We start from the raw sequence: 19,371 nt of genomic DNA on the forward strand, positions 1-19,371 counted from the left end.
TTCACACGGTATCCACCTTCAACGAATGGTCATTGAGCATGCCATTGATGATGGTCGCCGTGTCGTGGCCACCCGCAACCACGCCACCCGCCCCCGGCGTGACGCCGTAGTGACTGGCCAGGTTCACACCGGCCAGGTCGATGGTCTGGCTCGGCGTGGCGCCGGCCATGGCGCTGACGTCGATGCTGGTGACCAGTGAAGCGCCGCTGCCGGTGACTTTGAAGTGCAGGTAGTCATCCAGCGATGCCGCGGTGCCGTTTTCCCCTTGCAGCAGTTGCGACAAGTCGAGTTTATCCGCGCCTGGGGTGAAGTCGGTGATGACGTCGTGGCCGCTGTTGCCTTTGAGCCACTCGAACGTGTCGGCACCGCTGCCGCCGGTGAGGGTGTTGTTGCCCAGGCCACCGATCAGGAAGTCGTCGCCGCCCCCGCCGTTGAGCACGTCGTTACCCAAACCGCCGTTGATGACGTTGCTGTTGTTGTCGCCCGTGAGGCTGTCGTTGAAGTTCGAGCCGGTGAGGTTTTCGATGCCGGTCAGGGTGTCGGTGCCGGCACCAACAGTGTTTTGCGCGGCGAGCTGGCTCAGGTCGACGGTGACCCCGGCGGTGGCATGGGCATAGCTCGCGGTGTCGTTGCCGGTGCCGCCATCGAGCAAGTCGTTGCCCGCGCCACTGAACAGCAAGTCATTGCCGGCGCCACCGTGCATTTCGTTGTTGCCGGAACCTGCGGTGAGCACGTCGTTGCCGTCGCCGGCATTGATGACGTTGTTGCCGGTGCCCGCCACCAGCACGTCATCGCCCGAAGTACCGGTCAGCGTATGGCCGTCCTGGTAGGTGATGTTCACTGCCGCGCTGTCGCTGCCGCCGTGGTTGTCGTTGGCGGTGTAGGTGCCGTGGAAGTCCGGGGTGCTGTCGTGGGCTCCGGCATAGTTGACGGTCATGGTCAGCTGGTAGTTTTCCGCTCCCTTCCCGCTATTGCCCGGCCCGCCGTCGTCAATGTTGGTGATGTGGATCTGGTACGTGCCGTCCGCCGTGGCGGTGATGGTCTGGCCGTCGGCGAGAGCAGTGTAAGCACCGCCGTTGACCGAGTACTCCATGGTGACGTGGCCGGCCGCCAGGTTGTGGTCCAGGTTGAGGGTTTCACCTTGTTTGAGGTTGACGGTGATGCGGTCCTCATCGTTGGTATTGTTGGCGTTGACCGCCCCCAGTGCCCCGCTGACCACCAGCACCGCCGTCATGGCCGCGGTGTTGGCGACGAATGCGCTGCGGGCGATGGTCACGGCCTGGACGTTGTTGCCGGTGAAGCTGAAGTTCGCGTTGGTGCCGGTAAAGTCCGCGCCCTTGGCCGTCCAGCCGGTGTTGAAGGTGGTCGGCGACGCGGTGAGCGGGTCGCCATTGACGTCGGTGTCGTTGGCCAGCAGCAGCTCGCCCGGCAGTACGATATTGCCCGACAGCACGTTGGTGATGACGTGGTCATCGACTGCCACCGGTGGCGTGTTCGCAATCACGTTGACCGTCAGTGTCGAGCTGGTGAGGTCGCCGTCGTTGTCGCTGGCGGTGAAGCCGATGTTTTCGGTGATCGTCACGGCCGTGGTTTTCTGCGAGGTATAGGTGTACTCGCCAGTGTCGAGGTTCACCAACAACGTGCCGCTGTTATTGGTGGCGATGCTCAGGGTGTTGTCGGCGGTATTGAAGGTGCCATGGTTGGCGCCGCCGCTGAAGTTCAGCGAGCCCTGATTGCTGTTGCCTTTCGGGTCATAGGTGTAGGTGGTGCCGTCGATCGTGAGGGATTTGATGAATCCGCCATCGGCGCCGAACGTACCGCCCTCGCCCAGCAGCGAACCGGTGACCGGCGCGCCTTGCACGGTGCCCGAGAGCACCGAGTTGAGTTGATTGAGGTCGGTCACCAGCACGGCGTTGGTGTCGGTGTGCGTGCTGCCGTCATAGGCCACGGGATCGAGGCTGACGTTATTGACGCCGCTGCCCAGGCCGATGGCGTAGTTCTTGATGCCATTGGCGTCGAGGAAGGCTTTGAGCGCGATCTCGTCCGCGCTGCCGATGTCGCCTTCGTTGGGTTTGCCATCGGAGAAGAAGTAGCCAACGTTCTGCGCCCCGGTGAGTTTGCCCGAGGTGTCGAACGCGGTTTGCATGGTTGCCACGGCCGCGTCGTAGTTGGTACCGCCGCCCGCCGTCAGCGTGGCGATGAGCGACTTGGCTGTCGCCACATCGACCCAGATCGACGTCTGGTCGGAGGCGCTGCTGCTGAAGGTGACGATTTGTACCTTCACGTCGCCGAGGTTGTCGTACTTGTCGAGCAATGCACTGATCGCCTGCTTGGCCAGCTCCAGTCGCGACAGGCCCGATACGCCGGAGGAGTCGTCCATGCTGCCGGACACGTCGATCACCAGCAGCAGGTTGGAGTCGATCTGCACCGCAGACACCGAACGGTCCGAGGCGACGGCTTTGGGCACGTCATCGACAATGCTGACCACAAGGGTGCCGGTGGTGCTGTTGCCCACCGAATCGGTGGCTGCGTAGGTGAAGCTTTCGTTCAGGGTGTTCGCGCCGTCGTTGGCGTTCGGCGAGGTTTTCGGCGCCGAGGTCAGGGTGTAGGTGTAGGAGCCATCGGGGTTGAGCAGGATTTGCCCGTAGGTTCCGGTGGCGTTGCCGACCAGAGTGTAAGTGATCGCGCCAGTGGCACCGGTGACGGAGCCGACCAACGTCCCCGAGCCGGTCTCTCCCGTGTTGCCAGGCTCGCTGCCGATGACCGTGCCCGCCGCCAGATCCTGCCCATCCTTGGTCAAGTCCAGGGCTTTCTCGTAGACGGTTACGTCGGTATCGGTGGTCGCTACGAGGCAGCTGTTGGACACGTCGATGGTGAGGGTGGTGGTGCTTTCATCGCCGTCGGCATCGCGTACGGTGTAGGTGAACACATCCGTGGCGCCCGGCTCGCCGACCGAGTTCGGATTGCTGTGGTACACGGCGTTGCCGCTCGCACCCAGTGTGAGATAGCCGTAGGTGCCGTTGATTTGCGCGTTCAAGCCACCGATGGCCGAAGTCGAGGTGTCGCTGCCGGCACGCACGCCGACCACTGCACCACCCAAGGCCGGGCCGTCAGCACCGAGCACATCGTTGCCCAGCACATTCCCGCTGACCGTCCCGCCCTCCACCACCGAGACAACATCGACGTGAGCGGTGGGCACGTCATCGACGATGTTGATCTCGATGGTATTGGTGACACTGTTGCCCAACGAATCGGTGGCCTGATAGGTGAAGCTTTCACTCAGGGTGTTCGGCCCATCGTTGGCGTGAGGCGTGGTCGTGGGTGCCGAGGTCAGGGTGTAGGTGTAACTGCCGTCCGGATTGAGCAGGATCTGCCCGTAGGTTCCGGTCGCGCTGCCGACCAGGGTGTAAGTGATCGCGCCGGCGCCGCCGGTGACGGAACCGGCCAGCGTACCGGAGCCGGTTTCGCCGGCGTTACCGGGATCACTGCCGGTGACCGTGCCCGCTGCCAGGTCCTGGCCGTCCCTGGTCAAATCCAGGGCTTTTTCGAGTACCGTCACATCGCTATCCGTGGCTGCTACGAGGCAAGTGTTGGACACGTCGATGGTGAGGGTGGTGGTGCTTTCATCGCCGTCGGCATCGCGTACGGTGTAGGTGAACACATCCGTGGCGCCCGGATCGCCGACCGAGTTCGGGTTGCTGTGGTACACGGCGTTGCCGCTCGCATCCAGCGTGAGATAGCCGTAGGTGCCGTTGATTTGCGCGTTCAGGCCACCGATGGCCGAGGTCGAGGTGTCGCTGCCGGCACGCACGCCCACCACCGCGCCACCCGACGCCGGGCCGTCAGCGCCGAGCACATCGTTGTCCAGCACATTACCGCTGACCGTACCGCCCTCTACCACCGAGACAACATCGACGTGAGCGGTGGGCACGTCATCGACGATGTTGATCACGATGGTGCTGGTGACACTGTTGCCCAGAGAATCGGTAGCTTGATAGGTGAAGCTTTCGCTCAGGGTGTTCGGCCCGTCGTTGGCATGGGGGGTGGTCGCGGGGGCCGAGGTCAGGGTGTAGGTATAGGAACCGTCCGGGTTGATCAGGATTTGTCCGTAGGTCCCGGTAGCACTGCCGACCAGGGTGTAGGTGATCCCGCCAGTGGCGCCGGTGACGGAGCCGACCAAGGTGCCGCTGGCGGTTTCACCGGTGTTGCCCGGTTCGCTGCCGGTGACAGTGCCCGCTGCCAGGTCCTGGCCGTCCTTGGTCAGATCCAGCGCGTTTTCGTGAACCGTCACGTCGTTATCGGTGGCCGCGACGAGGGTGCAGTTGGACACGTCGATGGTGAGGGTGGTGGTGCTTTCATCGCCGTCGGCATCGCGCACGGTGTAGGTGAAAACGTCGGTAGCGCCAGGGTCGTTCACGGCATTTGGATTGCTGTGATAAACCGCGTTGCCGTTGGTATCCAGGGTCAGGTAGCCGTAGGTGCCGTTGATTTGACTGTTCAAGCCACCGATGGCCGAAGTCGAGGTGTCGCTACCGGCACGCACACCGACCACCGCGCCCCCCAAGGCCGGGCCATCAGCACCGCCGATGTCGTTGCCCAGCACGTTGCCCGAGACCGTCGCGCCCTCGGCCACCGTGGCGTGGTCAGGGTTGGCGGTGGGCAAGTCGTCGACGATGTTGACGTTGATCTGGCCCAACGCCGTGCTGCCGTCGACGTCAGTGGCGACGACGTTAAGGTTCTCGGTGATGCTGTTGGTGCCATCGGCGTTCGGGTGGGTTTCGTTATCCACCAGGGTGTAGCTGTAGCTGACCACGCCGGTCGCACTGTCGTAACCGGTGATGGTCAGCGTACTGCCGAGGGGAGTGACAATCGATTGCGGGAAACCTGCGGCCACACCACCGGAGACCACCGCGATGCCACCCACGGTCAGGGTTTGCAAACCGTCGAGCGCGGTGACGCTGAAGGTGCCGCTCTGGGTCAGGGCCGGTGGGTTGGGGCTGGTGCCGTCGCTGAGGTTTTTTTCGTAAACGGTGAGTTCGCCGCCGTTGACGTTCAGGCCATCGAGGGTCACCGGGTCATCGTTGTTATGGATGTTCAGCACCAGCGTCGCGGTGCTGGTATCGCCATCGGAGTCGGTGAGGGTGTAGACGAAGTTCTCGGTGCCGTTGCCACCGCCATGCAAGGCTTCGAAATCGGCATCGCTGGTGTTCAGGGTGTAGGTGTACGTGCCGTTGGCGTTGAGCACCAAGGTGCCGTAAGTCCCATTGAACGTGCCACCAACGATCGGCCCGCTGTCGGGGCCGGTGGCAATGCGGTCGGCACCCTGGATGTCGTTGGGCAGCACGCTGCCGCTCAGGGTCAGCAGAGTTTCCGACGCGGTATGGGCGTTGCTGTCATCCACGGCCCGAGGCAGGTCATCGAAGATTTTCACATCAAGATTGCCATTGGCGGTGGTGCCGTTGTCGTCCACCACGGTTACCGTAAATTGTTCGGAGAGACTGTTGATGCCGCTGGCATTCGGATGGGTTTCGTTATCCACCAGGGTGTAGCTGTAGCTGACCACGCCGGACGCGCTGTCGTAACCGGTGATGGTCAACGTGTTGCCGAGGGGCGTGACGGTCGATTGCGGGAAGCCCGCCGATACACCGCCGACCACTACGTTGATTCCGCCGACGCTGAGGGTTTGCACGCCGTCCAGCGCAGTCATGCTGAACGTGCCGCTTTGGGTCAGCGCCGATGCATCGGGGTTGCTGCCGTCGCCAAGGTTTTTCTCGTGGACGACCAGCTCGCCACCTTCGGCATTCAGGCCTCCGATGATCACCGGGTCGTCGTTGTTATGAATCTGCAGCACCAGGTTCGCGGTGCTGGTATCGCCATCGGCGTCCGTCAGGGTGTAGGTGAAGGTTTCCGTGGCGCTGCCACCGCCATGCAAGGCCTTGAAGTCGGCATCGCTGGTGTTCAGGGTGTAGGTGTAAGAGCCGTTGGGATTGAGCACCAGAGTGCCATAAGCCCCGTTGAACGTGCCGCCAATGATCGGCCCGCTGTCGGGGCCGGTGGCAATGCGGTCGGCGCCCTGGATGTCGTTGGGCAGCACGCTGCCGGTCAGGGTCAGCAGGGTTTCCGAGGCGGTATTGGCATTGCTGTCATTGATGGCCTTGGGCACATCGTCGGTGATATTAACGTCCAGTGAACCGATCGCAGTATCGCCGTTGCTGTCGTTCGCGACCACAGTGAACTGTTCACTGAGGCTGTTGGTGCCGTCGCCGGCGGGGTGGATTTCGTTGCCGACCAAGGTGTAGCTGTAACTCACCACGCCGGTGGCCGGGTTGTAGCCGGTGATTGTCAGGGTGTTGCCCAGTTGAGTGGTGATCGACTGCGGAAAACCGATGGGCACCCCGCCACTGATCACGTTGATCCCGCCGATGCTCAGGCTGGTCAGCCCGTCGGGAGCAGACACGGTGAAGGTGCCGTTCTGGGTCAGCGCCCCGGGGTTGCTGGCCGAACCATCCGCCAGGTTGGCTTCATTGAGGGTCAGTTCGCCCCCCGCCACCGACAGGCCGGTGAGGGTGACCAGGTTATTCGGCGCCACGGGAGCAACGCCTGCCCCCCCCGCACCGCCTGCACCGCTGTCGCCGTTGTCCGGGTCCCGGCGCTCGAGGGGAAATTCGGGAATACCGTTGAAACCGGCCGTGGGGAAACCAATCGTGGGATCGACCCGGCCCGCCACTTCCTCCAGCAGCACAAAATTGTGGCCGCCGCCCAGTGCGCCTCCGGGTGCGCCCGTTGCGCCCGGCCCGGCGGCGGTAGCTTCACCGGCCTGGGTCGGGTCGGCCCCTGCGGCAATGGCTTTTTGCAGTTGCTCGACATCGGTCAATTGCGCCTGGCTCGGCGTCACCGCATCGGCGGTCTCCACATGCGGCACCTGATGGGCGAGTAACTGCCCCGTCATTTGCAGGCTGCTGTCCCGCCCCAGGGTCAGCTCCTGGCCGTTTTGCAAATGGACCGCCACCGCGCCTTCGGCCCCGGTGACCAGTTGCTCGCCAGCAAACAGCCGATCGCCCTCGACCAGGGTACGACGGGTGCCATCACCCGCCACTGCGAACACCTGACCAATGACCTTACTGACGATACCGATGAGCGTTGCCATGTGCATTTCCTCCGCTGCCAACTGCTGTTGGCGTCCTGTGTGCGCGAAGAAGTGCTCATGGTTCAAGCAGGCTGCCTGACTGCCGGGACGCGTTTATCTGAAAGTAAACCGCGGCCTCCCAACACCCTCGCCAGACGTGTCGCTCGCAAGGAATTGTCTGAAACAGGATAAAACCCTCCGCAATCAATCGCATCAGGATCCACGTTCAAAACAACCGCCCTGCGGACAATGCGTAACGGTTTTGAATCACCAACGTGACAAAAAATTGTCACCCAAAAACCGTCTCGCCTCTCTCCCCTCCAGCACTTCTTCGCTCTGTGTCTAAAAGTAAATAGAACGTTCCTAAAACCCATGGAAGCTCCGTAGAGCTTATAAAACAAGGTTTTCTGATTGAACAATGTGCTGGATTTTTCAGAGCGCATAAGTTTTTTTCAGCATAAGCCTTATGAGAAATTCTTCTAAGCTTCTCGTCAGAATGTTCTTAGCTCTGTTGTAACAAGCGTGAAACGGTTTCACTTAAAAATAACGCCAAATATTTGGCGATCAGCTAAGTACCATCAGGAATCAGGGAGAGGCATCCATGCGCGTTTTACCCCCCATCTGCGGCGCGATTTTGCTGGCCATGGCGGCCTGCACTTCTCAAGCTCAGGCGATGTCATTGACCGAGGCGATCCAGAGCACCATCGCGACTCACCCGGAACTGGCATCGCGGGTCGACGCCCGGCTCTCGGCCGACGAGCAGGTTAAAGTCGCCAAAGGGGGCTTTTATCCATCAGTGGATTTAAATGCCGCCTACGGGCGCGGCTACAGCGATAACACCACCACTCGGTCGCAGGGCAATCACCACACCGAAATCCTGACCTACACTCAGTCGGAACTGCGTCTGCGGCAGATGCTGTTCGACGGTTTCAATACCTCCAACGAGGTCGCGCGCACCAAAGGCGTGGTCAACTCGCGAGCCTATTACGCCCAGGGCACCGCCCAGGACCTGGCCCTGCGCACCATCGAGGTTTACCTCGAAGTGCTCAAGCGCCGCGAACTGGTGAGCCTGGCCAAGAACAACCTGCAAGCGCACATGCGGGTCAACGATCAGATCGGCCTGCGGACCCAGCGTGGGGTCGGCAGCAACGCCGACGCCGACCAGTCCACCGCTCGCCGGGCACTGGCGCAAAACAACCTCGACACCGCCGAAGTCGATCTGGCCGATGCCGAGGCGAACTTCTACAGTGTCGTGGGGCGCATGCCCGATGAACTCGAAACCCCACCGTCGACCCGTGGCGAATTGCCCACCACCCTGCCGGAAGCCCAGCAGAGCATGGTGGAAAACAACCCGTACCTGAAATCCGCCCAGGCCGACGTGCAATCGGCCGAGAGCCAGTATGAAGTCGCCAAGTCGCCGTTCTACCCGCGCTTCGACGCCGAAGCAGCGGTGGGCGCCAATAACAATGTGCAGGGCGATGAAGGCCACGACAACGAATGGCGAGTGGGTGTGGTGATGAACTACAACCTGTTCCGCGGCGGCAGCGACAAGGCCCGGCTGGCCTCCGATGCGCACCAGATCAACCAGGCTCTGGACATCCGCAACAACGCCCTGCGCCAGCTCAACGAGAACATCCACCTGGCCTGGAACGCCATGCAAAACGCCAAGAAACAAACCCCGACCGCCCGTGAATACGCCGAAACCACCACCCGTGTGCGGGCCGCGTATCAGGATCAGTTTGGCCTCGGTCAACGGACCCTGCTCGACTTGCTCGACAGTGAAAACGAGCTCTACAACGCCAACCGCCGCTACACCGAAGTGCGCTACACCGAGGAGTTCTCGATGTACCGCGTGCTGGCGAACATGGGCCAGTTGCTGAGCAAACAACGGGTGGTGCTGCCCGCCGATGCGATCGCCTCCACCGAAGTGAAAAACGAAGCGCGCTTGCCTGAACTCAAATGAAGTAACCCGACGTGACCAATTGTGGCGAGGGAGCTTGCTCCCGCTGGGTTGCGCAGCAACCCCGAACACCGATTGAAGATGAAGATGAAGACAGTGTGAGTGCTGCGCACTCAAGCGGGAGCAAGCTCCCTCGCCACAGGCAGTCAATATGACCAGCATGGAAACCGGCAACACGGGTGTCGATCCGCGGCTGAGCTTCGATGATCCGTTACTCGACGGCCTGTTGATTCTCTGCAAACTCCATGGTGCGGCGGTCAGTCGCGCCAGCCTGAGTGCCGGGCTGCCAATGGCACACCAACGCTTGAGCCTGGACCTGCTGCCGCGCGCAGCGGCCCGGGCCAGCTTGCAGGCGCGTGTGTTGCGCCGTGAGCTGGGGCAAATCTCCGCGCTCAACCTGCCGGTGATGCTGATCCTCAACCATGGCCGCTGCGCGATATTGCGCCGCTTCGGCGATGACGGTCAGGCGCTGATTCTGCCAAGCGAAGCCGACGGCGGTGAACAATGGGTCAGCACGGAAGAGCTGGCCGCCAGCTACAGCGGTCAGGCCTTGTTCGCCCGGCCGCGACATGAACTCGAAGACTTGCGCGCGCCGCTGATACCGCGAGTCGAGGCTTGGTTTCGCGACACCTTGAAGTTGTCGAAGTGGCTGTACAGCGATGCGATTCTGGCGAGTTTTCTGATCAATCTGCTGGGCCTGATGGTGCCGCTGTTCGTGATGCAAACCTACGATCGGGTGGTGCCGAACCAGGCCACTTCGACCTTGTGGGTGCTGTCGATCGGCTTGCTGATCGGCACCGGTTTCGAACTGGTGCTGCGGGTGGTTCGCGCGCATTTGCTGGACACCGCCGGGAAGAAAACCGATGTGATTCTTTCGGCGACCCTGTTCGAACGCATCACCGGCATGGCGATGAAAGCGCGGCCTGCGACCATCGGTGGTTTCGCCCAGAGCATTCATGACTTTCAGGGCCTGCGGGAGTTTCTCACCGCCGTCACGCTGACCAGCCTGATCGACATGCCCTTCGCCGTGCTGATGCTGGTAGTCATCGGCCTGCTCGGCGGCTGGCTGGTGGTGATACCCCTGCTGGCATTCCCCATCACGATCCTCTTTGCCATGGTGATTCAGTCGCGCCTGCGCGACACCGTGCAGAAAAGTCTGAGCCTCGGTGCCGAGCGCCAGGCCCTGCTGATCGAGACCCTCGGTGGCCTGGAAACCCTCAAGGCCTGTAGCGCCGAAAGCGAACGCCAGCACAAATGGGAAAGCACCCACGGCGCCCTCACCCGCCTCGACAGCCATGCGCGCAACCTCTCGGCGCTGGCCACCAACGGCACGTTGTTCATCCAACAGTTCTCCGGCATGGCGACCATCGTCGCCGGGGTCTACAGCATCATCGCCGGCAACCTCAGCGTTGGTGCGCTGGTGGCGACCTACATGCTTGGCAGCCGCGTGCTCGCGCCGCTGGGGCAGATCGCCGGGCTGATCACCCGTTACCAACAAGCGCAACTGACCATGAAAAGCACCGATGCGCTGATGTCGCTGCCACAAGAGCGCGACGCCAAACAACGACCGCTGGAGCGCACACAACTGCAAGGTGCACTGGACGTCAGCGGCGTGACTTTTCACTACAACGGCCAGAACGCTCCGGCCCTGGCCAACGTCAGCTTCAGCATGAAACCGGGCGAGCGGATCGGCATCATCGGCCGCAGCGGATCGGGCAAAAGCACATTGGCGCGACTGGTGATGGGGTTCTATGCGCCGGAAGAAGGCCAGCTGCTGCTCGATGGCCTGGACCTGCGGCAACTGGACGTTGCCGACCTGCGTCAGCAAATCGGTTACGTCGCCCACGACCTGCCGTTGCTGGCCGGCAGCCTGCGCGACAACCTGACCCTCGGCGCCCGTTACATCAGCGATGCCCGAATGCTTGAAGTCGCCGAACTGACCGGCGTCACCGAGCTGGCTCGCCAACATCCCCAAGGCTTCGATCGGCCAGTGGGCGAACGTGGTCAGTTGCTGTCGGGCGGGCAACGCCAAGCGGTATTGCTGGCGCGGGCCTTGTTGCTCGATCCGCCGATCATGCTGCTCGACGAACCCACCAGCGCCATGGACAACAGCAGCGAAGATGTCCTGCGCCAGAAACTCCACGGCTGGGTCCAGGGCAAAACCGTGCTGCTGGTCACCCACCGCACCTCGATGCTCAGCCTGGTGGATCGCTTGGTGGTGCTGGACAACGGGCGGATCGTCGCCGACGGCCCGAAAGAAGCGGTCATCGATGCATTGCGCAAGGGCCGTGTCGGCTCTGCGACTGTCTAGGGGCGCCCACTCGATGCCAATACATCACCTGTGGCGAGGGGGCGGGAGCAAGCTCCCTCGCCACAGGTTTGTGTTCGGCTTTATTTCTCTTAACTGACGGGTATCGCCCCATGTCTGCTCAAACACCGGATTCAGCGGCCCGAAGCTACTTCGGCAGTTTCAGCAAAAGCGCCGAAAGCGAATTCATGCCGGAAACCGCCGGCGCCTCGTTGCAGGATTCACCGCGCTGGTCGCGGATCACCGTGTGGCTGGCAGCGGCGCTGCTGATCACCGCGCTGGTCTGGGCCAAATTCGCCGTGTTGCAGGAAGTCACCATGGGCGAAGGCAAGGCGATTCCGTCGAGCAAGATTCAGGTGATCCAGAACCTGGAAGGCGGCATCGTCACGGAGATCTTCGTGCGCGAAGGGCAAATGGTGAACAAGGGCGACACCTTGCTGCGCCTGGATGACACGCGATTCCTGTCGAACAAGGGTGAAAGCGAAGCAGACCGGTATGCGTTGATCGCGCAGGTCGAACGGCTGTCGGCCGAAGCGGAAGGCCGGCCGTTCAAGCTGTCCCCGGAAGTGATCGCCAAAGCCCCGCAAGTGGCCGAGGACGAACGCTCACTGTACGAACAACGTCAGCGCCGATTGGCCAGCGAGCAGCGCACGCTGACCGAACAACTTCGGCAGAAAACCCAGGAGCTAGCGGAGTTCCGCTCCAAACAGGGCCAATTCAGTTCCAGCCTGGCGCTGCTGCAACAAGAGATGAACATGTCGGCGCCACTGGTGGGCACCGGGGCGGTGTCACCGGTGGAAATCTTGCGGCTCAAACGCAGCGCGGTGGAAATCCGCGGCTCGCTGAACGCCACGACCCTGGCGATTCCCCGGGCGGAATCGGCGATCAATGAGATCAAAAGCAAGATCGACGAGTCCGAGCAATCCTTCCGTTCAGACGCGGCAAAAGAGCTGAATGAGAAACGCACCGACCTGTCGAAAATCACCGCGACGAGCATTGCCATCGACGACCGGGTGACGCGCACCACCGTGGTGTCGCCGGTTCACGGCATTATCAAAATGCTGAAGGTCAACACCATCGGCGGCGTGGTTCAGCCGGGTAGCGACATGGTGGAAATCGTGCCGCTGGAAGACAACCTGCTGATCGAAGCCAAGGTCCGCCCTCAAGACGTGGCGTTCCTGCACCCAGGCCAGAAAGCCATGGTCAAGTTCAGCGCTTATGACTACACGATTTACGGGGGGCTGAGTGCCAAGCTGGAGCTGATCGGGGCGGACACCATCACCGATGACAAGGGCAACAGTTTTTACCTGATTCAGGTCAGGACCGATAAAAATCACTTGGGCGGGGATGTGAAACCGTTGCTGATCATTCCGGGGATGGTGGCGACGGTGGACATTATTACCGGGGAGAAAACGGTGCTGGATTATTTGCTTAAACCGGTGTTGAAAGCCCGGACCGAGGCGATGCGGGAGCGGTAGTCATTCTCCGAAGGAGTGATCGTTCCCATGCTCCGCGTGGGAATGCCGCCCGGGACGCTCCGCGTCCCTTCCCGGATGTGACGCAGAGCGTCACTGGATTCATTCCCACGCAGAGCATGGGAACGATCATCGCCCGTGATTCTTCTGATAGGTCTCCTCCCCCATCGCCGCAATCTGCCCCTCGATCAACGCCTCGAACGGCTTTAACAAGGGCTCGAAAGTGCTCGGCGCTTCGAGGGTCTGCAACGCCTGCACAATCGCCTCCACCGTCGACAACGCCCCCGGCCCCGGCGCCTTGCGCAAGCGATAACGGGACACCCCGCCCTCGGCCAATGTCACTCTGGGCAACGCCGCCAGCAGCGGATTGAGGTGCAGCATCTTGCGCGCCTTGCGCCAGGTGCCGTCCGGGACTACCAGCAGCAGCGGCTCATCATTGGCGGTGTAGACCTGCATCGGCTGCGCCTCCTCACCGGGAAACAGCAACCGTGCCTGATAACCCGGTCGATTCAACAACGCCGGCAAATCCTCGAACACCTCGCCAACAATCAACTCGGCATTCTTCAACCCCAACGCCGCCAACCGCGCGGTATTCAGCGCATGGTTCACTTCGCTCGGATGCTGCAGCAGCAACACCCGAGTGCGGCTATCCAGGCTCGGGATCAACGGGCACAGGCAGTGAGTTTGCGGACGCAGACAGCGCGGGCACTGGATTCTGGACATATTCTTAAGCCTGATTGAGCTGTGCTTTGAGCAAATCACGGAAAGTCTGGATCAACGGTTCGCGGCTACGGCCACGGCGCACGATCATCGAAAACGGTGCCTGATAGCCAAACGTTGCCGGCAGCAGTACACGCAAATCCCCCTTGTCGGCCCAGGCCTGGGCGTAGTGCTCCGGCAGGTAACCGATGTAAGCGCCGGACAGCACCAGAATCAGTTGGGCCTCCATACTTTCCACGGTCGCCGCGCTGTGTTTGAAACCGTGGCGCGCCAGTTCGGCCTGGCTCCAATAGCCGCGACCGACCATGCGCTGTTGGGTGATGACTTGCTCGGGAATGCGCCGCTCGGTGAACAGTGGATGACGACTGCTGCAATACAGCCAATGTTGCTCGCGGTACAGCGGCATGTAGACCAGACCGCTCATGCGCGTGGAAAAGGCACCGATGGCCAGGTCGAGGCGGTTGTCCTGCACGCCGAGTTGCAGTTCGTAAGGGCTCATGACCGACAGATGCAAATGCACCGCCGGGTGTTCCTGGCTGTAGGCGCCGATGGCTTCGGCGAACGGCAAGGCCTTGTCGCTGACGGTGGAGTCGATCACCCCCAGGTTCAAAGTGCCGCGCAGCTCGCCTTTGAGGGCGGCGGCGTATTGTTCGAAACCTTCAAGTTCGGCCAATAGACGCAGGGTTTCCTGATGAAACAGCTCACCCTTGCTGGTCAGGCTGAAACCACCGCGACCACGATGGCACAGCACCAGGCCGAGGGCCGCTTCGAGCTGGCTCATGTAAGTGCTGATGGCCGAAGTCGAGAGGTTGAGCTCGTGCTGGGCGTTGGCGAACCCCTGATGGCGGACCACGCTGACGAAGATGCGCAATAGTTTCAGGTCGGGTAAAGCGTTGGCCATGGGCGACTCCAAGCACCTAGATCGTTCCCACGCTCTGCGTGGGAATGCAGCCCGTGACGCTCTGCGTCACATGCAGGAAACAGCTGGACGCGGAGCGTCCGTGGATGCATTCCCACGCAGAGCGTGGGAACGATCACGCGTAAGAGTCTATCGCTGCCCTCGCCATTAGTTTAGAAAAATCTGAACTAAGTATTTGCCCGTAGCGATTCTTCCCGGCCACTGCATTTCGCAGAATCGGCCCACAGCGGTGCCCGTCTCTCCCCGAGCGTGCAACCGACATAAATAAAACAACGACGATGAGGCCTTACCCGTGGACAAGATTCTTCACCAACCACTGGGCGGCAACGAAATGCCGCGCTTCGGCGGCATCGCCACCATGCTGCGACTCCCCCATTTGCCATCTGCTGCTGGCCTGGACGCTGCCTTTATCGGCATCCCGCTGGACATCGGCACGTCCCTGCGCCCCGGCACCCGTTTCGGACCACGTGAAATCCGCGCTGAATCAGTGATGATCCGCCCGTACAACATGGCCACCGGCGCTGCGCCGTTCGATTCGCTGTCGGTTGCCGACATTGGTGACGTGGCGATCAACACCTTCAACCTGCTGGACGCCGTACGGATCATAGAAGAGGCCTACGACAATATCCTCGAACACGATGTGATCCCCCTGACCCTGGGCGGCGACCACACCATCACCCTGCCAATCCTGCGTGCCATCCATAAAAAACACGGCAAGGTCGGCCTGGTGCACATCGACGCTCACGCCGACGTGAACGATCACATGTTCGGCGAGAAGATCGCCCACGGCACCACCTTCCGTCGCGCGGTAGAAGAAGGCCTTCTGGATTGCGACCGCGTGGTGCAAATTGGCCTGCGCGCTCAGGGTTACACCGCCGATGACTTCAACTGGAGCCGCAATCAAGGCTTCCGTGTGGTTCAGGCCGAAGAATGCTGGCACAAATCCCTGGCGCCGCTGATGGCCGAAGTTCGCGAGAAAGTCGGCGGCGGTCCGGTGTACCTGAGTTTCGATATCGACGGTATCGACCCGGCTTGGGCACCCGGCACGGGCACCCCGGAAATCGGCGGTCTGACAACCATTCAGGCGATCGAAATCGTGCGCGGCTGCCAAGGCCTCGACCTGGTCGGCTGCGATTTGGTAGAGGTCTCGCCAGCGTACGACACCACCGGCAACACCTCGCTGCTGGGCGCCAACCTGCTGTACGAAATGCTCTGCGTACTGCCAGGCGTGGTCCATCGCTGAGGATCGGTCATGAACGAACGTGATCAGGTACTCAACGCCGCCGCCGAGCTGGTGTCGGCCTTTGCCCGTAACGATCGCGAAGCTTACTTCGGCGCATTCAGCGTTGATGCCAGCTTCGTGTTCTACACCCTCGAGCAGCCCCTGCTGTCGCGCGATGCCTACCAGGCGCTGTGGGACAGCTGGCGTGCCGAGGACGGCTTCGAGGTGCTGTCGTGCACCTCAAGCAACGCCTTTGTCAGCCTGCAAGGTGACGTGGCGATTTTCATCCATGACGTGGCCACCGAGCTGCGCATGCAAGGGGAGCAACACTTCAGCCAGGAACGCGAGACGATTGTTTTCAAGAAACAAGCGTCTGGCCAAGAACAACAAGGCCTATGGCTGGCCTGCCACGAACATTTATCCGCAATGCCGGAAGGGCTGCCACCCCCTTAGCCAAACAGGTGACGCTCACGCACGATGAGCGCGCCTTTATGATCGGAGCAGATCATGAATAACAACAACAAAGACCAAAGCCTTACGCAAATTGAAACCTACGGGGTCGAACAGATCCCGGACAACGAACGCACCGCAGGCCCGACGGACTTGTTCCGGATGATCTTCGGCGGTTCCAACACCTTCGCCACCGCCGTGCTCGGCAGTTTCCCGGTACTGTTCGGCCTGTCTTTTCAAGCGGGCGTCTGGGCGATTGTGCTGGGTGTGTTGCTGGGCTCGCTGATCCTCGCACCGATGGGCCTGTTCGGCCCGATCAATGGCACCAACAACGCCGTGTCGTCCGGTGCGCACTTTGGTGTTCACGGGCGGATCGTTGGCTCATTCCTGTCATTGCTGACCGCCATCGCTTTCTTCTCGCTCTCGGTGTGGAGCTCGGGCGATGCGTTGATCGGTGGTGCGAAACGCCTGATCGGCCTGCCGGAAACCGACCTGACTTTGGGTCTGGCCTACGGTCTGTTCGCGATCCTGGTGCTGACGGTGTGCATCTACGGCTTCCGCTTCCTGCTGTGGGTCAACAAGATCGCGGTATGGAGCGCCAGCCTGTTGTTCCTGCTGGGCATCTTCGCTTTCGCCGGTCCCTTCGATGTGAACTACGCCGGCAGCGTCAGCCTCGGTCAACCGGGTTTCTGGGCGGCCTTCATCGGCGCCGCGCTGGTGGCCATGAGCAACCCGATTTCCTTCGGCGCGTTCCTCGGCGACTGGTCGCGCTACATCCCGCGTGACACCTCCAAGCGCCGGATCATGGCCGCCGTGGTGATCTCGCAGATCGCGACGTTCATCCCGTTCCTGTTCGGCCTCGCCACCGCCACCATCGTGGCGATCAAGGCACCGGACTACATCGCCGCCAACAACTACGTGGGCGGCCTGCTGGCGGTATCGCCGAGCTGGTTCTTCCTGCCGGTGTGCCTGATTGCGGTGATCGGCGGCATGTCCACCGGCACCACGTCGCTGTATGGCACCGGGCTGGACATGTCCAGCGTGTTCCCACGGGTGCTGTCGCGGGTCAAGGCAACGCTGTTGATCGGCGTGATGTCGATTGCCTTCATCTTCATCGGGCGCTTTGCGGCGAACCTGGTGCAGAGCGTGTCGACCTTCGCCGTGCTGATCATCACCTGCACCACTCCGTGGATGGTGATCATGATCATCGGCCTGTTGGTACGTCGTGGCTTCTACTGCCCGGATGACCTGCAAGTGTTCACCCGTGGCGAAAAAGGTGGCCGTTACTGGTTCACCCACGGCTGGAACTGGCGCGGCCTGGGTGCCTGGATCCCGAGCGCGCTGGTGGGTTTGTGCTTCGTGAACCTGCCGGGGCAGTTTGTCGGGCCGCTCGGGAATCTGGCGGGCGGGATCGACATCAGTCTGCCAGTCACGCTGGGCCTGGCGTCGCTGGTGTACCTGACACTGCTGAGCCTGTTCCCGGAACCGGCCACGGTGTTCGGCCCCAACGATTCACGCAGCAAGGGCGCAAGCACCATGGCAAAACCTGAACTACGTCAGCCCGCCTGACACAGATCCACCTGTGGGAGTGAGCCTGCTCGCGATGACTGCGGCACATCCAACATTGATGTGACTGACAAATCGCAATCGCGAGCAGGCTCGCTCCCACAGAGACCTGGCCCACAGAACCATCTTTGCTTCACCATAAAAAAGACAATCGGAGACACGCCATCATGGCTTTGGATTTATTCGTCGTACTCATCTACGCCGCCGCGATGCTGATACTCGGCTACTACGGCATGCGCAAGGCCAAGACCAACGAAGACTTTTTGGTCGCCGGTCGTAACCTCGGCCCGAGCCTGTACATGGGCACCATGGCCGCGACCGTTCTGGGTGGCGCGTCAACTGTTGGCACCGTGCGCCTGGGCTACGTTCATGGCATCTCCGGTTTCTGGCTCTGCGCGGCCCTCGGTTGCGGGATCGTGGCGCTGAACCTGTTCCTCGCCAAACCGCTGCTGAAGCTGAAAATCTACACCGTTACCCAGGTGCTGGAAAAACGCTACAACCCGATGGCCCGCTCGGCGAGCGCGGTGATCATGCTGGCGTATGCGCTGATGATCGGCGTGGTCTCGATCCTGGCCATTGGCACCGTGCTGCAAGTGCTGTTCGGCCTGCCGTTCTGGCTGTCGGTATTGCTCGGTGGTGGCGTGGTGGTGATCTATTCGGCGATCGGCGGCATGTGGTCCCTGACCCTGACCGACATCGTCCAGTTCATCATCAAGACCGTCGGCCTGATGTTCATCCTGTTGCCAATCTGCCTGTACCGCGTCGGTGGTTGGGATGAATTGGTGTTGAAACTGCCGGCATCCGCCTTCAGCTTCACCACCATTGGCTGGGACACCATCGTCACCTACTTCATGATCTACTTCTTCGGGATCCTGATCGGCCAAGACATCTGGCAGCGTGTGTTCACCGTCAGGAGCGCCAAAGTGGCTCAGGTCGCCGGTACATTCGCAGGCTTCTACTGCATCCTTTACGGACTGGCCTGCGCCCTGATCGGCATGGCCGCTCATGTGCTGATCCCGGACCTGGACAACGTCAACAACGCCTTCGCCGCCATCGTCAAACTGTCCCTGCCGGACGGTATCCGTGGCCTGGTGATCGCCGCGGCCCTGGCGGCCATGATGTCCACCGCCAGCGCCGGCCTGCTCGCCGCTGCCACCACCCTGACCGAAGACCTGCTGCCAAAACTGCGCGGCGGTAAACAGTCGAGCCTGGGCATCAACCGCCTGTTCACCCTGCTGACCGGCGTCGCCGTGCTGGGTATCGCGCTGGTAGTCAACGACGTGATCAGCGCCCTGACCCTGGCTTACAACCTGTTGGTGGGCGGCATGCTGATCCCGCTGATCGGTGCAATCTTCTGGAAACGCGCAACCACCGCCGGCGCTATCGCCAGCATGGGCCTGGGCTTTGCCACCGCGCTGCTGTTCATGATCAAGGACGGTATGGATTCCAATACCCCGATCTACTACAGCCTCGGCGTGGGCCTGGTGAGTTTCGTGCTGGTCAGCCTGCTGTCCCGTCGCCCGGCCGTGGTGACGAGCGCCGCCTAAGCTTAAACATGACGACTTGATGCTTTCTTCGACGGGTGTGGCGTCGGTTGCCACACCCGTTTTTTTTCGTCTGGAGAA

General features: G+C 61.6%; 10 protein-coding genes. 7 read left to right on the forward strand and 3 right to left on the reverse strand.

Features of this window, described 5'->3' with window-relative positions; all coding sequences use genetic code 11:
• Window position 1 precedes the first annotated feature (1 nt).
• On the reverse strand, window positions 2-7,147 hold the full coding sequence (locus AACY49_RS01015; RefSeq protein ID WP_339521399.1) for a retention module-containing protein: 7,146 nt from the start codon (window positions 7,145-7,147) through the stop codon (window positions 2-4).
• A gap of 580 nt (window positions 7,148-7,727) precedes the next feature.
• Between AACY49_RS01015 and AACY49_RS01020 the strand changes: the two genes are divergently transcribed.
• The 3 genes from AACY49_RS01020 (at window position 7,728) to AACY49_RS01030 (ending at window position 12,872) form a co-directional block, all read left to right on the forward strand.
• On the forward strand, window positions 7,728-9,089 hold the full coding sequence (locus AACY49_RS01020) for a TolC family outer membrane protein (protein ID WP_339521400.1): 1,362 nt from the start codon (window positions 7,728-7,730) through the stop codon (window positions 9,087-9,089).
• 148 nt (window positions 9,090-9,237) lie between these two features.
• Window positions 9,238-11,397 carry a type I secretion system permease/ATPase gene (locus AACY49_RS01025; RefSeq protein ID WP_339521401.1) on the forward strand — a complete coding sequence of 720 codons (2,160 nt, stop codon included), beginning with the start codon at window positions 9,238-9,240 and terminating at the stop codon, window positions 11,395-11,397.
• Between the two features lie 110 nt (window positions 11,398-11,507).
• Window positions 11,508-12,872 carry an HlyD family type I secretion periplasmic adaptor subunit gene (locus tag AACY49_RS01030; protein WP_339521402.1) on the forward strand — a complete coding sequence of 455 codons (1,365 nt, stop codon included), beginning with the start codon at window positions 11,508-11,510 and terminating at the stop codon, window positions 12,870-12,872.
• A 126-nt stretch (window positions 12,873-12,998) separates the two neighbouring features.
• On the opposite strand, the gene AACY49_RS01035 is transcribed toward AACY49_RS01030, so the two are convergent.
• Window positions 12,999-13,592, reverse strand: a complete 594-nt coding sequence (locus AACY49_RS01035) for a tRNA-uridine aminocarboxypropyltransferase (protein ID WP_258697029.1) — start codon at window positions 13,590-13,592, stop codon at window positions 12,999-13,001.
• 4 nt (window positions 13,593-13,596) lie between these two features.
• A complete protein-coding gene (locus tag AACY49_RS01040) occupies window positions 13,597-14,490 on the reverse strand; it encodes a LysR family transcriptional regulator (RefSeq protein WP_258620607.1) in 894 nt (297 codons plus the stop codon).
• Window positions 14,491-14,800: 310 nt separating this feature from the next.
• On the opposite strand from AACY49_RS01040, the gene speB reads away from it, so the two are divergent.
• The 4 genes from speB (at window position 14,801) to AACY49_RS01060 (ending at window position 19,293) form a co-directional block, all read left to right on the forward strand.
• On the forward strand, window positions 14,801-15,751 hold the full coding sequence (gene speB / locus AACY49_RS01045; protein ID WP_030131905.1) for an agmatinase: 951 nt from the start codon (window positions 14,801-14,803) through the stop codon (window positions 15,749-15,751).
• A gap of 9 nt (window positions 15,752-15,760) precedes the next feature.
• Window positions 15,761-16,183 carry a YybH family protein gene (locus tag AACY49_RS01050; protein WP_258697031.1) on the forward strand — a complete coding sequence of 141 codons (423 nt, stop codon included), beginning with the start codon at window positions 15,761-15,763 and terminating at the stop codon, window positions 16,181-16,183.
• A gap of 54 nt (window positions 16,184-16,237) precedes the next feature.
• Entirely contained in the window at window positions 16,238-17,749 is a 1,512-nt protein-coding gene (locus AACY49_RS01055) for a purine-cytosine permease family protein (RefSeq protein ID WP_320391561.1), read from the forward strand.
• 164 nt (window positions 17,750-17,913) lie between these two features.
• Window positions 17,914-19,293 carry a sodium:solute symporter gene (locus tag AACY49_RS01060; protein WP_339521403.1) on the forward strand — a complete coding sequence of 460 codons (1,380 nt, stop codon included), beginning with the start codon at window positions 17,914-17,916 and terminating at the stop codon, window positions 19,291-19,293.
• Window positions 19,294-19,371 lie beyond the last annotated feature (78 nt).

This window comes from Pseudomonas sp. EL_65y_Pfl2_R96, from assembly GCF_963970905.1.
In the GTDB taxonomy this organism is placed as follows: domain Bacteria; phylum Pseudomonadota; class Gammaproteobacteria; order Pseudomonadales; family Pseudomonadaceae; genus Aquipseudomonas.